Consider the following 18541-nt stretch of genomic DNA (forward strand, 5'->3'; position numbering starts at 1 on the left):
CATGGGAGTGCGCCCGGCCCTCCCCCAGGAGGGATGGCGGGCGCACGATCGAACGGGGCCGGCTCCGTACGGTTTCAGCGCGCGAACAGCTCGAAGGCGACCGCGGGACGGCCCCCGAAGCGCCCGGCGGACGCCTGCGCGTTGCCGGTGAGGAAGGTACGGCAGTACACCTCGGGATCCTCGTCCGTGAGGACTTCGATGTACGTGCGGTGCGCGAGGAGCGACTGCACCGACCGCTCGAGACCGGCCGTCGCGTCGACGGCGTGCGTGGGCGTGGACGATCCGGCCACGGCCACCCAGCGCACGCCGTCCCACGGTTCGAGACCCTGCTCGGTCAGTTCCGGGAAGATCCAGCGGTTGCCGGCGTCGGCCACCGCGTCCAGCGTGGCCCGGCCGACCGCGCGGTGGTCGGGGGTGTTCCAGGCGACACCGCCCCAGGTGTCACGGTGGTTCAGCGTGATCACCAGCTCAGGCCGGTGGCGGCGGACGGCTGCCGCGATGTCACGGCGCAGGCCGATGCCGTACTCGATCACTCCGTCGCGGTGGTCGAGGAACTCGACGCGGGAGACCCCGACGACCGCCGCGCTCGCGCGCTGCTCCTGTTCGCGCAGCGGCGCGCACCTCTCCGGTTCGAGCGTGTCGATGCCGGCCTCGCCCCGCGTGGCCAGGAGATAGGTGATGTCGCGCCCGTCATCGGTCCAGCCGGCGACGGCCGCCGCACAGCCGTACTCCAGGTCGTCGGGGTGAGCGACGACGGCGAGCGCACGCTGCCAGTCCGCGGGCATGGGTTCGAGCTGCTCCGTCATGACCGCAGGCTAGTGCCTGTCCGGCCCGGTGGCGCTGTGCCGGTCCCGGCGGCCCGCGCCCGCTCTCAGGCCAGCGAGAGGAACAGCTTCTCCAGGCGTGCCCGCATCCGGTCCCGGTCCGCGGGTTCGCCGCCGCCCTCGGCCAGGCAGTGCTGAAGCCCTGTCGCGATGATCGCGAAGCCTGCCCGGTCGAGCGCCCGGGAGACGGCCGCCATCTGAGTGATGACGTCCTCGCAGTCGCGCCCTTCCTCGACCATCCTGATGATGCCGGTGAGCTGGCCCTGTGCGCGGCGCAGGCGATTGAGCACCGATTTCAGTTCATCGGCCGCCATGTCGAGTTCCACACACCCTCCCTTTGCATACCCCAGGGGGTATTCTAGCGGGTCCGGGGCAGGAGAGACCGAGTCTCTGCCTCACACCCGGAGAACGAAAGGAAACACTGCTCGTGACCAGCCCCGTGTCCCTCTCCCCCGCCCAGGCCGCCGCCCGTCTCGCGGACTTCACCGTGATCGACGTACGCGCCCCCGGCGAATACGCCTCGGGCCACGTCCCCGGTGCCCTGAACATCCCCCTCGACCGTCTCTCCGAAGCGGTGCCCGCCCTCAAGTCCGCTTCGGCCCGGGGCGCCCTGCTCGTGGTCTGCGCCTCGGGTGTCCGCTCCACGCGGGCCTGCGACATCCTCTCGGCCGCCGACATCGACGCGGCGACGCTCTCCGGCGGCACCTCCGCCTGGGAGGGCGAGGGCCATGGTCTCGACCGTCCGGAGGGCGGCCGGGCCACCTGGCCGATGGAACGCCAGGTGCGGCTCGCCGCCGGCTCGCTCGTGGTGGCCGGTCTTCTCGCGGGTGTGCGCCGCCCCGCCGCGCGCTGGCTGTCCGCCGGCGTCGGCGCCGGTCTCGTCTTCTCCGCCGTGACCAACACCTGCGGCATGGCGGCGGTGCTCGCGAAGCTCCCGCACAACCGCGCCCCGCAGTCGGCCGCGAACCTGAACGCGACGCTGGACGCACTGCAGGGCTGACCCGCCCGGAGCGCGAAGGAGCCGGTCGCACCCCGCGTGCGACCGGCTCCTTCGCGTACGTGGACTCAGGCCTCGTCGCGGGCCTTCTCGTACGTGGCCTCAGACCTCGTCGCGGGCCTTCTCGTACGTGGCCTCAGACCTCGTCGCGGGCCAGGGCGAGCAGCCGGTCCAGTACCCGCGGTCCGCCCGCGCGCAGTCCGTCGTGCTCGAACTCGTCCGTCACCCAGGTCCGCAGCTCCCGGATCGCGGCGGCGGTGCGCAGCGCGTGCGCGGTGTCGACGTACATGTCGTCGTGGTAGACGGCGGCGGCCACCGGAACCTCGTTGGCCGCCAGCCGCTCGGTGTCGTACAACGGCTCCCAGCCACCACGGGTGGCGAGCAGCTCCGCCGTCTCGCGCAGCGGCCGCAGCGCGGGGTCGACGTCGAAGTGCCAGGGGTGGATGCTCTCGCCGGTGAACAGGACCGGACCGTCGCCCTTGAGCGCGGTCTCCGCGTCGAACTGCGGGAACTCGGCCCGGACCCGCTCGGCCGCCCAGCCGGTGGGGCGCTCGTCCTGCCCGTAGATGGCCTCGTGCAGGAGTGCGTACAGCGGATGTCCGGCGAACGAGCCGGCCGTGCGCATGGCCTCCTGGAAGGTGTCGGAGAGCTCCTTGCCGTACGGGGTCGCGACAAAGGCGTTCTCCAGCAGGTAGTGCAGTTGGTGAGTGCCGTTGGCCCCGCCGAGCATGATGCCGAGGGACTGGAACCCCTCGGGCGTCAGCCGGTGTCCGGCGCTGTCCGGGCGGTGCTCCGCGAGGTGAGCGGTGATCTCCCGGGCGCGCTCGACGTCCTGCGGGTAGCGGGCGTAGTGCGCGGCGACCTTCCGCTCGATCCTCGGGTACGCGGCCCGGTAGACCTCGTCCGCGTGGGCGTCGAGGGAGGGCAGGCCGCCGGTGATCAGGACGGTACTGAGTCCTTCCGGTGCCGCCGAGAGGTAGCGGACGGCGCAGAAGCCGCCGAAGGACTGGCCTAGGACGGTCCAGGGCGCGCCCCCGGTCAGCTGCGGCCGGATCAGCTCGCAGTCGCGCACGATGCTGTCGGACCGGAAGTGCGCGAGGTAGTCGGCCTGCTCACGCGGACCGCCGCGCAGCGGCAGCGTCTGCCGGTTGGCCGGTGTGGACAGCCCGGTACCGCGCTGGTCCAGGAGCAGTACCCGGAACTCCTTCACCGCCCGCCCGAGCCAGGCCTCGGCACCGGCGAAGCGGCGGGCGCCGAAGCCGGGGCCGCCCTCCAGGTAGAGCAGCCACGGCAGTTCCTCGCCGGCCCGGGAGCCGGCCACCACCTCACGGCCGAAGATCTCGATCTGCTCACCGCCGGGGTCGCTGTGGTCGAGCGGCACGGTGAAGTGACGGTCGGTGAGGACGAGGCCGGGCTGACGGTAGCTGTTCAAGAGGGCTCCTGGATCGATGGTTCACGGACAGTTCAGCACAGCGCCGCGCCCCCGACGGTCCCGGCCCGTGTGCGAGCGACCCGCCCGGCTCCTACCCTGCACTCATGATCCGGTTCGAGCAGGTCGGCAAGGTCTATCCGGACGGGACGACCGCGGTCCACGAGCTGTCCTTCGAGGTCGCCGAGGGGGAACTGGTCACCCTGGTCGGCCCCTCGGGCTGCGGCAAGACCACCACGATGATGATGGTGAACCGGCTGATCGAACCGACCTCGGGCCGCATCCTGGTCGACGGCCAGGACATCGCGAAGACCGACCCGGTGAAACTGCGCCGCCGGATCGGCTATGTCATCCAGCAGGTGGGGCTCTTTCCGCACCGGACCGTCCTGGACAACACCGCGACGGTCCCGGCCCTGGTCGGCTGGAAGCGTTCCCGGGCCCGGGCGCGGGCGGCCGAGCTGCTCGATCTGGTGGGCCTGGACCCGGGGACGCACGGCTCGCGGTACCCCGCCCAGCTCTCGGGCGGGCAGCGCCAGCGGGTCGGGGTGGCGCGGGCCCTGGCGGCGGACCCGCCCGTGCTCCTGATGGACGAACCGTTCGGCGCGGTGGACCCGGTGGTGCGGGAGCGGCTGCAGAACGAGTTCCTCAATCTGCAGGCCACGGTCAGGAAGACGGTCCTGATGGTCACCCATGACATCGAGGAGGCGGTGCGGATGGGTGACCGCGTCGCGGTGTACGGGGAAGGGCGCATCGAGCAGCTGGACAGCCCGGGCGCGGTGCTCGGGTCTCCCGCCACTCCGTACGTGGCACGGTTCGTCGGCGCCGACCGGGGGCTGAAGCGGCTGTCGGTCACCACGATCGAGCCCGAGGACCTGGAGGAGCCGCCGGTCGCCCGGCTGGACGAGCGTGCTCCGGCGGCGGCGGCCCGGCTCGGCGCAGCCGGTGCGCGGTGGGCGGTGGTGCTGAACGGCGACGGTGAGCTGCACGGCTGGGTGTCGGCCGACGCGCTGCGGATCGCCGGTGAGCACGGGACGGTGGCCGAGCTCGCCCGCCGGATGGACGCGTGGGTGCCGGTGGGCGCCCCGCTCAAGCAGGCGTTCAGCGAGATGCTCCAGCACGACGCGGGGTGGGTGGCGGTGCTGGACGGGGCCCGCTTCCTCGGTGTGCTGACGCCGGCCAAGCTCCATGAGGCCCTGCGGCGTTCGGTGGACGCGGACGCGCAGGGCGTGGGACGCGACGAGGTGCAGTTCGACTCGGTGGCGGATGCGTGAGGGGGCAGCGCCGAGTTGCCGCGCCGTGCGGACGCGCGACGTGTGTCCTCGCCCTCCAGCGAGTCACCCCCCGGCGACGTACCGCCAGAAGTCCCGCATGGTCGCGGGCGGCGTGGGGCCGGCCATCTCCACCTGGCTGAGCATGATCGCGACCGTGCCGGTGGCCGGGATGATGTGCGCCGTGGTGCCGGTGCCGCCGACCCAGCCGTAGCGGCCCGGTACGTTCCACGGATCGGTCTTCTCGACGTCCACCGAGCCGCCGAAGCCCCAGCCCTGGCCCTCGGTGAACAGTCCGCTCGCCTTGCGCTGCGCGGCGCTCAGGTGATCGGTCGTCATCTGCCGCACGGACTCGCGGGTCAGCAGAGTGCGGTCGCCCACGGTCCCGCCGGCGAGCAGCATCCGTCCGAAGGCGTACCAGTCACCGGCGGTCGAGACCAGGCCGCCGGCCGCGGACGGGAAGTCCGGCATGCTGCTCCACTGGCCGTCGGGGGCGTCGACGAGTTCAAGGTTCCCCGCCTCACCGGTCCGGTAGTAGCTGGTGAACCGGTCGAGTTTCCGCGCGGGCACCTCGAACCCGGTGTCGCTCATGCCGAGCGGTTCGAAGATCCGCTCGGCCAGGAATTCCGGCAGCGGCATTCCGGAGGCCCGGGCGATCAGGACGCCCAGGATGTCGGAGCAGGTGTTGTACAGCCATGCCTCCCCCGGCTGGTGCAGCAGCGGGATGCGCGACAGCTTCGCCATCCAGTCGTCCGGGGCGGCGACGGCCCGGGGCCGCGGCGGGGCCTGCTTCAGCTCGCTGAACAGGGGTGCGACGGCGGGCAGCGAGAAGTCGGACGGGAATCCGTATCCGGCCCGGAAGGTCAGCAGGTCCAGCACGGTGAGGGGCCGGGCGGCCGGGACCACGTCGTCGACGGGGCTCTCGGGGGTGCGCACGACCATGGGCGCCACCAGCTCGGGGAGCCAGGGCGTCACCGGGTCTTCCAGGGCGATCCGGCCGTCCTCGATCAGCATCATGGCGGCCGCCGCGGTGACCGGTTTGGTGATGGAGGCGATCCGGAAGATCGAGTCCGGGGCCATCGGGGCGGAGCCGTCGGCGTCGGCGCTGCCCACCGCCTGCACGTCCACCCGGTCTCCCCGGGCCACCAGGGCCACGGCTCCCGGCACCGAACCGTCGTGTACGTGCGTCTCCAGTACGTCGCGCAGGGTGCTCATCTCTCCGCCTTCTCGCTTTCCGCCTCGGTCGTCCACCACCATGACTCCCGCGACGGCCCGAACTCATCGGACCGCGCCGGGAGGCCGCCGTTCCGCGCGTCAGGAGGAGGGGAACAGAAGCCGCACGGCGAGCACCGTGATCAGGGTGCTGGAGGCGAGCGCCGTGACCAGCCTCCCCCGGTTCCCCGTCAGCGCCCGGCCGAGCAGCGCCCCGCCGCCCGCGACGAGCAGCTGCCAGCTGGCTGACGCGACGAAGGCGGCGAGGACGAAGACGGCCCGGTGCGCGGGGGCCGAGGCGGCGACCGCCTCGCTGCCGAGGACCAGGGCAGCGAAGTAGACGACGGTCATCGGGTTCATCAGAGTGATGGCCAGCAGCGCGGCATAGGCCCGTAGGGGGCTGAGCGGCGTGCCGTCGTCGGATGGGGGTGCGCCGCCGCTGCGGTGCGCGCGCAGCGCGCTGACGCCACCGCGAAGCGCGAGAGCGACGAGGACTGCGGCGGACGCCCAGCGGAAGGGAAGCATGACGGGCTCGATGAGCGGGGTGAGCGTCGAGCCCCCGACGACGGCGATCAGTGCATAGAGCCCGTCCGCCGTCGCGACGCCGAGCGCGGCGAAGGCTCCGGTCTTCAACGAGGTACGTGTGGTGAGGGCGGCGAGATAGGTCGCGACGGCTCCGACCGGCATGGCGATGCCGTATCCGGCGAGGAGTCCGGCGACCAGGGCGGCGGTCATCCGCCGTGGCGTGGCCGCTTCCGCGGGTGGCCCGGCTGCTGCTGTCGGCCGCTCGTCACCGGTCGGTCGGCGGGCTTCGGCGGCAGGAGCATCAGGTCCGTGGTCATGCGCAGATGCTGCGGCCGGGACGGCCGGCCCGGCAACTCGTTTTCCCGGAACGCTCCGACGACGGCACCTTCGGCCCGCCCTCCGGTACCCGCACCCTCGGTCCGGTGTCCGGTGTCCGGTGTCCGGCGGTCCGGCGGTCCGGCGGTCCGGCGGTCCGGCGGTCCGGCACCCCGGCACCCCGGCAACGCACTTCGGCCGGCGCTCCGGCAACGGCCTGTCGCCCGATGCCCCGACGGGCGATCCCTTGACCCGCACCCTGCCCGAAGCCTAGGTTTCCGCTGGGAGAAAGCGCTTGCTATCCAGGTCGGCGCCCCGCTCACCGTGGAGGTGTTTGTCACGCCCAGCCAGGCTTCCCCCAGCAGGCCGATCCGGGTCGCGATCGTCGGCACCGGCGCGATCGCACGCGTCAGTCATCTGCCTGCCCTGCGTGCGCTGGCCGCCGAACAGCCCCTGGAAATCGTCGCGGCGGTCGATGTCGACGCCGCCTCCGCGGAGGCGTTCTGCGCCGAAGCGGGCAGCGGCCGTCCGTACACGGACCTGGACCGGATGCTCGCCGAGGAGCGCCCCGATCTCGTCACGCTCGGCACCCCGCCCCGCTTCCACCGCGACCAGACCATCGCCGCGCTGCGCGCCGGGGCGTGGGTCTGGTGCGAAAAGCCTCCCTGCCCCTCGCTGGAGGACTTCGACGCCATCGAGGCGGCGGAGGACCCGGACAAGGGCGGCCCGTATGCCGCGATCGTGTTCCAGCACCGGTTCGGCTCCGGCTCCGACCACGTACGGGCGCTGCTGGCCGATCAGGCGATGGGGCGGCCGCTGGTCGCCCACTGCCAGACCACCTGGTACCGGGACACGGCGTACTACTCCGCGCCTTGGCGGGGGCGTTGGAGCACGGAGGGCGGCGGCCCTGCGATGGGCCACGGCATCCATCAGATGGATCTGCTGCTCGACCTGCTGGGGCCGTGGTCGGAGATCCGCGCGATGGCTGGACGGCTGGTGCACGACGTCGAGACGGAGGACGTCTCCACCGCACTCGTCCGCTTCGAGAACGGCACCATGGCCACGATCGTCAACAGTGTCCTCAGCCCGGACGAGGTCAGCCGGATCCGCATCGACTGCGAGCGGGCCACGGTCGAGCTCACCCATCTGTACGGCCATCGCAACGCCGACTGGCGGATCACCCCGGCTCCCGGGGTGCCGGCTGAAGAGGTCGCCCTCTGGCGGGACTTCGGCGCCGACGTGCCCAGCTCCCACGAGGCCCAGCTGCGCGGGCTGCTCCGCGACCTGCGGGCCGGGCACCGGCCGCGCAGCAGCGGCGCCGACGGGCGCACCAGCCTGGAACTGGTCGCCGCCCTCTACAAGGCGGCCTTCACCGGGAACACCGTCCTGGCCGGCGAGATCGGTCCCGGCGACCCCTACTACAGCGCCCTGCACGGCAACGCCCCGGGCTGGGCGCCCGAGCCGGCGGAGGTGTCCGCGTGACCGGCCGGCTGGACCTCGTCCACCGGCACGGCGACCACATCGCCGTCTCCGTAACAGAGACCGGGGTGGAACTGCTGCGGTACGTGTACCGGCCCGAGGCGGCCTGGGAGGCGCCGAAGCCGTACATCCACCCGCTGCGCACCCTCGCGGACCGGGTGGTGACCGACTATCGGCCCAACGACCACCGCTGGCACAAGGGACTGCAGCTGACCGCCTCGCATCTGTCGGGCCAGAACCTGTGGGGCGGCAACACCTATGTGCCGGGCGAGGGCTATCAGCCGCTGCCCGAGCGCGTGGGCTCCATGGCGCACCGCGGGTTCGACGTGGTGTCGGCCGGGGACGGCGGGGCCAGGGTCACCGAGCGGCTGAGCTGGCATCCGTACAGCGGTGAACTGTGGGCCGAGGAGGTGCGGGAGGTCGAGGTGCACGACGTCGATCCGGCGTCCGGCAGCTGGGTCCTGACATGGTCGTCGGCGGTCACCAACCGCCGGGACGAACCCCTGCGCTTCGGCAGTCCGACCACGCACGGGCGGGAGGGCGCGGGCTATACGGGGCTGTTCTGGCGGGGTCCGCGCGCCTTCCGCGACGGTCGGATCCTCACGCCGGACGGCGAGGGCCCGGAGCTGATGGGCCGGCAGGCGCCCTGGCTGGCGTACAGCGGTGAACACGACGGGGCCGACGGTCACGCGACGCTCGTCTTCGTCCACGCCCCGGAGAACGACCACACGGGTGCGGGTGGCGCGCACCCCGCGCACTGGTTCGTCCGCAACGACCCCTTCGCCGCGGTCGCGCCGTCCTTCGCCTTCCACGACGAACTCGTCCTGGAGCCGGGGGCCACGCTGGCCCGGCGCTACCGGGTGGTCGTCGCCGACGGGGCATGGGACCGCGAGCGGATCGAGGCGCGGCTCGCCGAGCTGACCTGGTGAGCGGGCGCGCCGCCGCCCGGTCCGGTACGGCGGCCGGCGCGCCGGGCGGTCGGTCGTCGGGGAGGAGACCGTGGGACCGTCAGTCGTCGGGCAGGAGACCGTGGGGCCGTCAGTCGTCGGGCAGGAGGCCGTGGGACCGCAGATAGGTGCGGGCCACGTCCTCCGGGAGGCGGCGCCAGCTGTCCACCTGTTCGTTCAGCCGGGCCAGGTCCTTGGTCGTCAGTACGGTGTTCAGCTTGCCCAGCGCCTTGCGGACGCCTTCGCTGCCCGCCCGGGACCGGTTGACGACGGGGACCAGGTAGTCGGCGTTCTGGAGGTGCTTGTCGTCGGCGAGCAGGACGAGACCGAAATCGTCCAGGGTGGCGTCGGTGGTGGTGGTCAGCACCATCTGGTCGCGGCCGCTCTGGACGGCCTGTTTGGCCTGCGTGGTGCCGACGCCCTTGGGGTCGACGCCGGTGATGTCGATGCCGTACGTCTTCTTCAGCCCGGGGGCGCAGTAGGGGCGCTGGACGCATTCGTCGCCCGCGGCAAGACGCACGGGAAGGCCCGACCGCCCCAGGTCGCTCAGTGACTTCAGCCGGTGTTTCGTCGCGTAGGCGGAGGTGACCGCGAAGGCGTTCTGGTCGACGGACCGGCCGGCGTCCAGGACGGTGAGGCCGCGGGGTGCCGCCAGGGCGCGCAGGGCCTTCATGGTGGTGGCGAGGTCGGGCGAGCCGACGGGGGTGGCGTCGGCGCCGTTCTTCTTCGCGTTGAGCCAGTCGGCGAAGGTCGCCGCGTATTCGGGGACGACGTCGATCTGGCCGCTCTCGAGCGCCGGTTCGTAGATCTCCCGGTTGGTGACGGAGATGATCTTCGTGGAGTATCCGGCCCTGCCGAGCAGGAGCGCGTACATCTGGGCGAGCAGATCACTCTCGGTGAATCCCGCCGAGCCGATGGTGAGGTGCTTGCTGTCGCCGGGCGGAGCGGTGACCTCGCCCTGGTTCTCCAGCGCGGGTCCGGTGGTGCAGGCGGAGACCGGGGCGAGAAGCAGCAGGAGGGCCGCCGTGACCGTGTGCCGGGACCTCATCCGGTGCCCCCGCCGCGGGCCCGGTCGGGGGCGAGACGCTGGGCCAGCTCGAAGAGGCCTTCCACGACGAGCGCGAACACGGCGACCAGCACGGCCCCGGCGACCACCTGGGCGGTGGACGCGAGGTTGAAACCGGCGGTGATGATGCGGCCCAGTCCCCCGCCGCCGGCCAGCGCGGCGATGGTGGCGGTGGCGACGAGCTGGACCGCTGCGATCCGTACCCCGGTCAGGATGAGGGGCAGCGCGAGCGGGACCTCCACCTGCGTCAGCATCTGCCGGCCTGTCATGCCCATCCCTCTTGCCGCCCGTACGACGTCCTGGTCGACCTCCCTCATGCCGACGTACGCGTTGGTGAGCAGCGGCGGTACGGCGAACAGGACGAGCGCGACGACGGTCGGCCCCTCCCCGAACCGCCCGACCGGCGTGAGCAGCAGCAGGACGAGGACGGCGAAGGTGGGGACGGCCCGGCCGATATTGGAGATGTTGACGGCCAGGGCGCCGCCCTTGCCGAGGTGGCCGAGGACCAGGGCGACGGGCAGGGCGATGAGGCAGCTGATCAGCAGGCAGACGACGGTGAGGACGAGGTGCTGGGCGAGCCGCGTCCAGATGCCGTCCTCGCCGTACCAGTGCGCCGCTGTGGTGAGCCAGGTCCAGGCGTCGGCGAGGGTGTTCACGACTGCCTCCGGGTCCAGGGGGTGAGCAGGCGCTGTGCGAGGAGGAGCAGCAGGTCGGCGGCGACGGCGATGACGACGCACAGGACGGAGGCGGTGAGCACCTGGGCCTTGAAGTAGGTGTTCATCCCGGAGTAGATGAGGTTGCCGAGGCCGCCGTAGCCGACGATCGCGCCGATGGTGACGAGGGAGACGGCGGAGACGGTCGCGATGCGCAGGCCGGCCATCGCGGCCGGCAGCGCGAGCGGGAGTTCGACGGCGACGAGCAGCCGCACGGGCCCGTAGCCCATGCCGCGCGCCGCCTGCCGGGTCTCCTCGGGCACGGCCCGCAGCCCGGCCAGGATGTTCCGTACGAGCAGGGTGAGCGAGTACAGGACGAGGCCCGCCACGACGAGCGAGGCGGAGAGTCCGTAGACGGGGAGCAGCAGAGAGAACATCGCGAGCGAGGGGACGGTGTAGAGGATGGTCGTCACTCCCAGCACCGGTCCCGCGGCCCAGCCCCATCGGCGGGCGGCGAGGGCGAGCGGCAGCGCGATGACCAGTCCGATGAGGACGGAGACCGCGGTCAGCTGGAGGTGTTGCAGCACGGCGTCCCAGAGAATGTGCCGACGGCTGCTCAGGTAGGCGCCGCAGACCCACTCGTTGCGCGCGAGGCAGTCGTCGGGGGGCGCGGTCACCTGTCCATTGCAGCGTCCGGGAGTGCGGGGGCGCGCGTCCTGATCGGCTGTTCGAGGGGCGCGCGGCCCCGCACTCCCGCCCGCCCGCCCGCCGGTCAGTGCGCCACTGTGCCGTTCAGAATCCCGGCCAGTTCGTCCGGGCGGGAGTACATCGGCCAGTGACCCGTGTCCATCGTGACGAGCTCCCACCGCTCACCGGTCAGCAACGCGGCCACGTCGTCGGACGGTTCGGGGCCGTCAAGAAGGCATTTGATGTACGTCGCCGGAAGCTTGCCGAGCCCACCGCTCAGCACGGCCCGGTCGCTCAGCGAGGCTCCCGGGTGCGGTGTGCAGTCGCTCACTATCCGTGCGGTCTGTGCGTCGCTGAGGCCCTGTCCCTCGAAGTCGGGTGCGGCCGGCGGGGCCCACCACCCGCCGTTCCCCGCGAGCTGGGCCTCCAGCGCTGCCGGGCCCTGCCACCAGGCGGAGACGAAGGACTCGCCGTCGGCCGGGACACTGGCGTCGACGAAGACAACGCGGGCCAGCCGGTCACCGAGGCGCTCGGCGGCCTGTCCGACGGGAATGCCCGAGTAACTGTGTCCGACGAGAACGACGTCGCGCAGACCGAGACGGTCCACCTCGTCGACGATGTCGGTCACATGAGTCTGCCGGCCCACCGGTTCCTCCCTCTTCTCACCGACGCCGGACAAGGTCACCGGGTGTACCCCGTGCCCTGCCGCCCGCAAGCCGGGCACCACGTCCTCCCAGGCCGAAGCTCCCAGCCAGGCACCTGCCACCAGTACGAAATCACTCATGCGGAAAACGTAACCGAGGGGTCTGACAACGGGCTTGGTCCGGCGGCAGGAAGCCGGACGCTCGTAGGGGATGACGGCCCGGCACCGATACGACTACTCTCTTTCACACCTATTCAATAAATTGACTAAGGAGCTCGGGATGCACCCTTTCCGCAAGGCCGTCGAGGCGCATGATCTCGGCGCGGTCGAGGCGCTGCTGGCCGAGGACGTCGTCCTCACCAGCCCGGTGGCGTTCAAGCCCTACCCCGGCAAGCCCCTCACCGCCGCGATCCTGCGCGCGGTGGCCGAGATCTTCACGGACTTCCGCTACGTCCGCGAGATGGCGAGCGACGACGGCCGCGATCACGCGCTCGTCTTCGAGGCGAAGGTGGGCGACCGGGAGATCACCGGCTGCGACTTCCTCCACGTGAACGAGGCGGGCGAGATCGACGGTCTGACGGTCATGGTCCGGCCGCTATCGGCCGCGCAGGCACTGGCCGCCGCCATGGGTGCCCGGTTCGAGCAGATCGCCCGTGAGGCCTCGGCAGGCTGAGCACCGAGCCGTCGAGGGCGGTTCGGGGCCCCTCCACAGGGGTGGCCGTTGATACGATCACCGGCCTATGGACACCAGCGTTGAAATCGCCATGGTCGACGTTCCACCCGGGCAGGTGACCCTCACCGACCGCCGTACGCAGCACAGCTGGAAGGTCGGCCTCGCCCCGTACCGGCTCGCTGCGTGTCCGGTCACCCAGGCGCAGTACCTGCAGGTGACCGGGGAACGGCCGAGCACCGCGCAGGGCGAACTCCTTCCCGTCGAAGGCGTTTCCTGGCTGGACGCCGTCGGCTTCTGCAACGCCCTGTCCGTGCGCGAGGGGCTGGCCCCCGCCTACCGTCTCCACGCCGATGCCGCGCTCGTCGAGTGGGACACGGCGGCAGACGGATACCGGCTGCCGGCCGAGGCCGAGTGGGAACACGCGTGCCGGGCCGGCACGGCCGAGGCGCGGTACGGGCCGCTCGACGACGTCGCCTGGCATCGCGGCAACTCGCAGGAGCGCCCGCACGAGGTGGGCGGCAGACAGCCCAACGCCTGGGGCCTTTACGACACGTTGGGCAACGTGTGGGAGTGGTGCTGGGACGTCTACGACGCCGAGGTGTACGGCACGTACCGGGTGCTGCGGGGCGGTGGCTGGTTCGACGAGCGCTGGAGCTGCCGGGCCTCGGTCCGCCGCCGCAGCCACCCGACGTTCCGGATCGACGACACGGGGTTCCGCGTGGCGCGCTCCGGCGCGCGGTGAGCCGGCGGCCGGTCGAGCTGCCGGTGCCTGCTGACGCTTGAGCCGGCTTCCGGTGGCCCGGTGCGTCAGTCGGCGGTGGTCCGCATCGACCGTGCCGCGGCGGTCAGTTCGGTGGTGAAGGGGTGGCGCGGCGCGTTCAGTACGTCGTCGGCCGGCCCGGCCTCGACGATCTCGCCGTCCTCCAGCACCGTGACACGATCGGCGAGGGCCGCCGTGTCGAGGTCGTGGGTGATCAGGACGAGGGCCGGGACGGCGCCCGACCGGAGCAGTTCGGTGAGCAGGCCCAACAGGGACCGCCTGGCGAACGTGTCGAGGCCCGAGGTGATCTCGTCGCAGACCAGCACCCGGGGACGCGCGAGCAGCGCGCGGGCCAGTGCGGCGCGCTGGAGTTCGCCGCCGGACAGCCCCTCGGGGACACGCAGCGCCCGCTGGGCCGGGAGGTCCAGCGAGCCCAGTACACGCAGCGCCTCGCCTCGCGCCGCGGCCCGGTCCACTCCGCGCAGCCGTACGGCTGTCCGCGCGATCTGATCGAGTACGGGGCGGTGCGCGTCGAAGGCCGCCTTGGCGTCCTGGAAGACGTACTGGACCGAGGCCAGTTGCTCCCGGTCCCGGTCCCGCAGGCTGCGCGGCAGCGGCAGCCCGTCCAGGAGCACCTCTCCGTCGTGGTCGGAGTGCAGGCCGCTCAGGCAGCGGGCGAGCGTCGTCTTGCCGCTTCCGGAGCGTCCGACGACGGCGAGGCTCTCACCGGCGCGCAGGGTGAGGGCCGCGTGGCGGAGCACCGTGGTCCGGCCGTGGCGTGCGGTGAGGGAGCGGACGTCCAGGACGGTGGCGGTGGGTGGTTCCGCCCGGGCCGCCCTCCTGAGCATGTCCTGCGGCTGCGCCAGGAGTTCGCGGGTCCACGGATGGCCGGGGGCGCGCAGCACCTGCTCGGCGGGCCCCGCCTCGACGGCCTTTCCGTCGCGCAGGACGACCACGTCGTCGGCGAGCGCGCGGACGACGTCGAGGTCGTGGCTGAGCAGGACCACGGCGATGCCCTGCCGGGCGACGGCCGCCAGCCGCTCCACGATGCGGCGTTTCGTCAGGGGGTCCTGCCCGGTGGTGGGCTCGTCCGCCACGACGGCGCGGGCGCCGAGCAGCAGCGCCTGGGCGAGGACCACGCGTTGCTGCTGACCGCCGGAGAGCTCATGGGGGTAGCGGCGCAGGAGGGCTCCGTCCGAGGGCAGTTGGGCCCGGGCGAGGGCGTCGCGTATCCGTTCCCGCGCCGCCGCCCTGCGCCGGGCCCGGGGAAGGTGGGCCGCCCGGCGCCGGGCGATGTCGCCCAGCAGGGCGCCGGTCCGGCGGGCGGGGTTGAGTACGGTGGCCGGGTGCTGCGGCACGTACCCGATCAGGCCGTCCGCCACCCGCACCTCCCCCGTGACTCGCGCGCCCGGCGGGTACTCCCCCAGCAGCGCGCGCCCGGTGGTGGTCTTGCCGCTGCCCGACGCGCCCACCAGCGCGAGGATCCGCCCCGGCAGCACGCGCAGGCTGAGGCCGTCGACGATGGCCCGCCCGCCGGCCTCCACGCGGAGCCCCTCGACGACGGCCACCGGTTCCGCCCCGGTGTCCGTGCGTGGCTGTGCGACTGTGTTCATGGCTTCTTCTCCTTGCTGCCGGGGCGGGCGAGTGCGGCGTCGACGAGCAGGTTGCCGCCCATGGTGAGCGCGACGATCAACAGGGCCGGGACCACCACCGCCCACGGCTGGACGAACAGCCCGGTGCGGTTGCGGTCCACCATCACCGCCCAGTCGGCGGCATCCGGTGCGACGCCGACGCCGAGGAACGCCGCCGTGGCCACGAGGTACAGCGCCCCCGTCAGGCGTACGCCCGCGTCGGCGGCGAGGGTCCGGGCGACCGACCGGCCGACGTAGCCGAAGGCCATCCGCGCCCAGCTCTCGCCCTGCATGCGCAGCAACTCGACGGCCGGGCGCGAGGCGGCCTCCGCTCCGGCGGCGCGGACGATCCGGGCGGCGTCCGGGATGTTGACGAGCGCCACCAGCAGGGCGAGGCCCGCGGGGCCCGGTGCGATGACGGCGGCCACCAGCAGAATGAGCAGGAGCGACGGGATGGACAGGAGCACGTCCAGCGGGCGCATAAGCAGTTCCTCCAGCCAGCTCCGGCGGGTGAGGGCGCAGACGAAGCCGACCGGCAGGGCCACCGCGTAGGCGAGGGCCGTCGAGGCGAGCGCCACGAGGACCACCGAACGCCCGCCCAGCAGCACCTGTCTGCGGACGTCCCGGCCGATGAAGTCCGTACCGAACCAGTGCCCGTCGCCGGTGGTGAGCGAGGTGCCGCGCGGCCCGGCGTCTCCCGCGAACAGCGGTCCGGCCAGGGCGAGTACGAGCGGCACGCCGACCACGAGCAGTCCGGGGAGGAAACCCCTCACCCGGGGCCACCCGACGACGAGTGCCTTCAGCCCGCGCCGGGAGCGGGCGAGCGCGAGGGCCATCACGCCGCCACGCCCGTGCGCGGTGCGAGGCGGCGGGTGACCAGGTCCGCCCCGAGGTTGAGCAGGACGGTGGCGACGCCGAAGACGACCGCGAGGCCCTGCACCACGGGGACATCGCGCTCCGCGACGGCGTTCATGAGGACGGTACCGAGGCCCGGGATCACGAAGAGCGCCTCCACGACGACAACCCCGCACAGCAGCCAGTCGACCGTGCGGGCCAGTTGCTGAGCGGCCGGCGCCATCGCATTGGGCAGGGCGTGGGCGTAACGGACCCGGGCTCCCGGCACCCCGCAGCGCAGCGCCTGGGCGACGTACGGCGAGGCGAGCGCGTCGGTCATGCCGGCCCTGATCAGCCGGGCGAGCGAGCACACCGGGCGCGCCAGCAGGACCAGGACGGGCAGGACCAGCGCGGCCGGGTGGGCGAGCAGATCGGTGCCGTATCCAACGGCTGTCGGCGGCAGCCAGCCGAGCCGGAGCGCGAACACGGTGACCAGCAGCACGCCGAGGGCGAACTCCGGTACTGCGTACAGGCTCAGCGTCACCGCGCTGACGATCCGGTCGACCGGGCGCCCTTCGTGCCGGGCGGCGAGCACCCCGAGACCGACGGCTGTCGGGATCAGCAGCAGGACCGTCGGGACGGCGAGCAGGAGGGTCGGCCCGAAGCCGTCCGCGACGTAGGCGCTCACGGGCCGCCCCGAGGTCAGCGAGACCCCGAGGTCGCCGTGGAGCAGCCCGGCCGACCAGCCCAGCAGACGCTCCAGGGGCGGCCGGTCCAGGTGCAGGGCGGCCCGTACCGCCTCGATCCGTTCCGGGTCCGGCTGGTCGCCGGCGAGGGCCACGGCGGCATCCCCGGGCAGTGCCTCCGTCAGGGCGAAGACGAGCACCACCACGGCCGCCGTCTGCGCCCCGCCGAGCAGCAGCCGCCGTGCCGCCCACGGCAGGGATCCGCTCACGCCAGCCACACCTTGTCGAAGCGGGCCCAGTCGAGGGTGTTGGCGGGCGCCTGCTGTGCGATGCCCCGGACGCCGCGGGCGGTGCCGAGTATCCAGTCGGCGAAGCCCCAGATCAGGAAGGGACCCTCGGTGTGGAGGCGGCGCTGCATGCGGGCGAACACGGCGGCGCGCTGCTCCGGGTCCCGCGTGGACTGGGCCTGCTGGTAGAGGGCGTCGAAGTCCTGGTGGCGCCACTTGGTCGCGTTGGTCGTCGAGCCCGTCAGCAGGCGCTGGGAGAGGTGCGATTCGATGGGCATGGCGCCGGAGCGGTAGCAGCAGAGGGTTCCGGAGTCGAGGATGTCCTTCCAGTACGTGTCCTTGCTGCCGGTCCTCACCTCGACGGTGATGCCGGCCTTGGCCGCCTGGTCGCGGAAGACGGCGGCGGCCTCGGTGAAACCGGCGGCGACGGGTGAGGTGTCGAGCGTGATACGCAGGCCCTCGGCGCCCGCCTGCTTCAGCAGGCTGCGGGCCCGGCCGAGGTCCTGTTCGCGCTGGGGCAGAGTGCCTTCGTAGTACTCGTACCCCTTGCCGAACAGATCGTTGCCGATCTCTCCGGCACCGGAGAACGCCCCCTGGACGAGTTCCTCGCGGTCGGCGACGAGCATCAGGGCCTGGCGCACGCGCCGGTCGTCGAAGGGCGGCCGGTCGGTCTTCATGGCGAAGGACTGCATGGCGCTGTTGCGTAGCCGTACGATCCGGATCCGGCCGCCGTCCTCATGGGCGCGGGCGGTCGCCGGGTTCAGCTCGTGGGCGTACTCGACCTGGCCGCCGAGCAGGGCGTTGACGCGTGCGGACTCCTCGTTGGCGACGACGAACTCCAGCTCGTCCAGGTGGGGCGCGCCGTCCCAGTAGTCGTCGTTGCGGCGCAGGACGGTGGAGCGGCCCGGGGCGAAGGACACCAGGCGGAACGGTCCGCTGCCGACGGGCCGGTGGTCGAAGTCGCCGTCCCGGGCGGACGCGGGGACGATGTACGCGCCGAACGCCGCCATCACGTTGGGGAATTCGGCCGTCGGCCGCTTGAGGACGAACTCGACGGTCCGCTCGTCGAGGGCCCGGCTGGCCGCCAGGTCGATCGGTTCGAGAGATGCCCTGGCGCGGAAGGCACGGGCGGGGTCGGCGATGCGCCGGTAGCTGTGCAGCACGTCCTTCGCGGTCACGGGCTGCCCGTCGTGGAACAGCGCTGCCCGCAGGGAGACCTTCCACCGGTCGAGGCCGGTGTTGGGTTCCCAGGAGGAGGCGAGGCGCGGCCGGGCGGCGAGGTCGCCGCCGTAGTCGGCCAGTTTGTCGTAGAGGGCCTTGGCGCGGGCGGCCTCGGCGAAGAGGTTGCTCAGGTGCGGGTCGAGGGTCTCGCTCGCCCCGCCCCCGGCGAAGGCGGCCCGCAGCCGGCCGCCCCGCTTCGGCGTGCCGTCCCCGTTGGCGTCGTCGGGTCCGTTGGCGTCGTCGGGTCCGTTGGCGGAGGTGTCCGCGCAGCCGGTCAGCGCGAGGGCGCCGAGACCGGCGGCGCCGGAGACGGCCAGGAAGCCGCGGCGGTGCAGGCCGGGGAAGGGCGTTGCTGTCGTGGTGGGTGTGTCGCTGTGCATGCGGGTGTCCTTGATCCGGTGGGA

General features: G+C 72.6%; 19 protein-coding genes. 6 read left to right on the forward strand and 13 right to left on the reverse strand.

Annotated features, from left to right (window positions below):
- Positions 1-74: 74 nt before the first annotated feature.
- Together ABTX18_RS01000 and ABTX18_RS01005 are read right to left on the reverse strand one after the other, a co-directional pair.
- Positions 75-806, reverse strand: coding sequence for a PIG-L deacetylase family protein (locus ABTX18_RS01000; RefSeq protein ID WP_352120596.1), 732 nt, complete (start codon positions 804-806; stop codon positions 75-77).
- 65 nt (positions 807-871) lie between these two features.
- Entirely contained in the window at positions 872-1150 is a 279-nt protein-coding gene (locus ABTX18_RS01005; protein WP_352120597.1) for a metal-sensitive transcriptional regulator, read from the reverse strand.
- A gap of 101 nt (positions 1151-1251) precedes the next feature.
- Here ABTX18_RS01005 and ABTX18_RS01010 point away from each other — a divergent pair, with 101 nt between their 5' ends.
- On the forward strand, positions 1252-1824 hold the full coding sequence (locus tag ABTX18_RS01010; RefSeq protein ID WP_352120598.1) for a rhodanese-like domain-containing protein: 573 nt from the start codon (positions 1252-1254) through the stop codon (positions 1822-1824).
- A 133-nt stretch (positions 1825-1957) separates the two neighbouring features.
- On the opposite strand, the gene ABTX18_RS01015 is transcribed toward ABTX18_RS01010, so the two are convergent.
- Positions 1958-3253, reverse strand: coding sequence for an alpha/beta fold hydrolase (locus ABTX18_RS01015; protein ID WP_352120599.1), 1296 nt, complete (start codon positions 3251-3253; stop codon positions 1958-1960).
- Positions 3254-3357: 104 nt separating this feature from the next.
- Here ABTX18_RS01015 and ABTX18_RS01020 point away from each other — a divergent pair, with 104 nt between their 5' ends.
- Positions 3358-4521 (forward strand): ABC transporter ATP-binding protein, encoded by a 1164-nt coding sequence (locus ABTX18_RS01020; RefSeq protein WP_352120600.1) that lies wholly within the window; start codon positions 3358-3360, stop codon positions 4519-4521.
- A 63-nt stretch (positions 4522-4584) separates the two neighbouring features.
- Here the strand turns inward: ABTX18_RS01020 and ABTX18_RS01025 are convergent, their stop codons facing one another.
- On the reverse strand, positions 4585-5733 hold the full coding sequence (locus tag ABTX18_RS01025) for a serine hydrolase domain-containing protein (protein WP_352120601.1): 1149 nt from the start codon (positions 5731-5733) through the stop codon (positions 4585-4587).
- A gap of 99 nt (positions 5734-5832) precedes the next feature.
- A complete protein-coding gene (locus ABTX18_RS01030) occupies positions 5833-6465 on the reverse strand; it encodes a LysE family transporter (protein ID WP_352120602.1) in 633 nt (210 codons plus the stop codon).
- Between the two features lie 435 nt (positions 6466-6900).
- On the opposite strand from ABTX18_RS01030, the gene ABTX18_RS01035 reads away from it, so the two are divergent.
- Positions 6901-8052, forward strand: coding sequence for a Gfo/Idh/MocA family protein (locus tag ABTX18_RS01035; RefSeq protein ID WP_352121140.1), 1152 nt, complete (start codon positions 6901-6903; stop codon positions 8050-8052).
- Entirely contained in the window at positions 8049-8978 is a 930-nt protein-coding gene (locus ABTX18_RS01040; RefSeq protein ID WP_352120603.1) for a DUF6807 domain-containing protein, read from the forward strand. The genes ABTX18_RS01035 and ABTX18_RS01040 overlap by 4 nt, the downstream gene beginning before the upstream one ends.
- A 109-nt stretch (positions 8979-9087) precedes the next feature.
- Here the strand turns inward: ABTX18_RS01040 and ABTX18_RS01045 are convergent, their stop codons facing one another.
- From ABTX18_RS01045 to ABTX18_RS01060, 4 genes are all read right to left on the reverse strand, one after another.
- Complete coding sequence (locus ABTX18_RS01045; RefSeq protein ID WP_352120604.1) at positions 9088-10044, reverse strand: ABC transporter substrate-binding protein; 957 nt, start codon at positions 10042-10044, stop codon at positions 9088-9090.
- Positions 10041-10718, reverse strand: coding sequence for an ABC transporter permease (locus ABTX18_RS01050; RefSeq protein ID WP_352120605.1), 678 nt, complete (start codon positions 10716-10718; stop codon positions 10041-10043). Before ABTX18_RS01050 ends, ABTX18_RS01045 begins: the two co-directional genes overlap by 4 nt.
- Complete coding sequence (locus ABTX18_RS01055; RefSeq protein ID WP_352120606.1) at positions 10715-11392, reverse strand: ABC transporter permease; 678 nt, start codon at positions 11390-11392, stop codon at positions 10715-10717. The genes ABTX18_RS01050 and ABTX18_RS01055 overlap by 4 nt, the downstream gene beginning before the upstream one ends.
- Before the next feature lie 95 nt (positions 11393-11487).
- Complete coding sequence (locus ABTX18_RS01060) at positions 11488-12186, reverse strand: alpha/beta fold hydrolase (protein ID WP_352120607.1); 699 nt, start codon at positions 12184-12186, stop codon at positions 11488-11490.
- A gap of 139 nt (positions 12187-12325) precedes the next feature.
- Here ABTX18_RS01060 and ABTX18_RS01065 point away from each other — a divergent pair, with 139 nt between their 5' ends.
- Positions 12326-12718 carry a nuclear transport factor 2 family protein gene (locus ABTX18_RS01065; RefSeq protein WP_352120608.1) on the forward strand — a complete coding sequence of 131 codons (393 nt, stop codon included), beginning with the start codon at positions 12326-12328 and terminating at the stop codon, positions 12716-12718.
- Between the two features lie 67 nt (positions 12719-12785).
- Positions 12786-13460: a formylglycine-generating enzyme family protein gene (locus ABTX18_RS01070; RefSeq protein ID WP_352120609.1), complete on the forward strand. Its 675-nt coding sequence runs from the start codon at positions 12786-12788 to the stop codon at positions 13458-13460.
- 65 nt (positions 13461-13525) lie between these two features.
- Here the strand turns inward: ABTX18_RS01070 and ABTX18_RS01075 are convergent, their stop codons facing one another.
- From ABTX18_RS01075 to ABTX18_RS01090, 4 genes are read right to left on the reverse strand one after another with little or no spacing between them, the layout of a single operon-like run.
- Positions 13526-15091: an ABC transporter ATP-binding protein gene (locus ABTX18_RS01075; protein ID WP_352120610.1), complete on the reverse strand. Its 1566-nt coding sequence runs from the start codon at positions 15089-15091 to the stop codon at positions 13526-13528.
- Positions 15088-15945 carry an ABC transporter permease gene (locus ABTX18_RS01080; protein WP_352120611.1) on the reverse strand — a complete coding sequence of 286 codons (858 nt, stop codon included), beginning with the start codon at positions 15943-15945 and terminating at the stop codon, positions 15088-15090. Before ABTX18_RS01080 ends, ABTX18_RS01075 begins: the two co-directional genes overlap by 4 nt.
- Positions 15945-16898: an ABC transporter permease gene (locus tag ABTX18_RS01085; RefSeq protein WP_352120612.1), complete on the reverse strand. Its 954-nt coding sequence runs from the start codon at positions 16896-16898 to the stop codon at positions 15945-15947. The genes ABTX18_RS01080 and ABTX18_RS01085 overlap by 1 nt, the downstream gene beginning before the upstream one ends.
- Entirely contained in the window at positions 16895-18517 is a 1623-nt protein-coding gene (locus ABTX18_RS01090) for an ABC transporter substrate-binding protein (protein WP_352120613.1), read from the reverse strand. The genes ABTX18_RS01085 and ABTX18_RS01090 overlap by 4 nt, the downstream gene beginning before the upstream one ends.
- Positions 18518-18541: the final 24 nt, after the last annotated feature.

The organism is Streptomyces sp. NPDC096323 (genome assembly GCF_040302845.1).
GTDB lineage: Bacteria > Actinomycetota > Actinomycetes > Streptomycetales > Streptomycetaceae > Streptomyces.

Excerpts from the sequence above, each read along its gene's own strand:
- ABTX18_RS01020 (WP_352120600.1), top strand. The coding sequence starts at position 3,358 with ATGATCCGGTTCGAGCAGGTCGGCAAGGTCTATCCGGACGGGACGACC.
- ABTX18_RS01025 (WP_352120601.1), bottom strand. The coding sequence starts at position 5,733 with ATGAGCACCCTGCGCGACGTACTGGAGACGCACGTACACGACGGTTCG.
- ABTX18_RS01090 (WP_352120613.1), bottom strand. The coding sequence starts at position 18,517 with ATGCACAGCGACACACCCACCACGACAGCAACGCCCTTCCCCGGCCTG.
- ABTX18_RS01060 (WP_352120607.1), bottom strand. The coding sequence starts at position 12,186 with ATGAGTGATTTCGTACTGGTGGCAGGTGCCTGGCTGGGAGCTTCGGCC.
- ABTX18_RS01070 (WP_352120609.1), top strand. The coding sequence starts at position 12,786 with ATGGACACCAGCGTTGAAATCGCCATGGTCGACGTTCCACCCGGGCAG.
- ABTX18_RS01075 (WP_352120610.1), bottom strand. The coding sequence starts at position 15,091 with ATGAACACAGTCGCACAGCCACGCACGGACACCGGGGCGGAACCGGTG.
- ABTX18_RS01045 (WP_352120604.1), bottom strand. The coding sequence starts at position 10,044 with ATGAGGTCCCGGCACACGGTCACGGCGGCCCTCCTGCTGCTTCTCGCC.
- ABTX18_RS01000 (WP_352120596.1), bottom strand. The coding sequence starts at position 806 with ATGACGGAGCAGCTCGAACCCATGCCCGCGGACTGGCAGCGTGCGCTC.
- ABTX18_RS01080 (WP_352120611.1), bottom strand. The coding sequence starts at position 15,945 with ATGGCCCTCGCGCTCGCCCGCTCCCGGCGCGGGCTGAAGGCACTCGTC.
- ABTX18_RS01030 (WP_352120602.1), bottom strand. The coding sequence starts at position 6,465 with ATGACCGCCGCCCTGGTCGCCGGACTCCTCGCCGGATACGGCATCGCC.
- ABTX18_RS01065 (WP_352120608.1), top strand. The coding sequence starts at position 12,326 with ATGCACCCTTTCCGCAAGGCCGTCGAGGCGCATGATCTCGGCGCGGTC.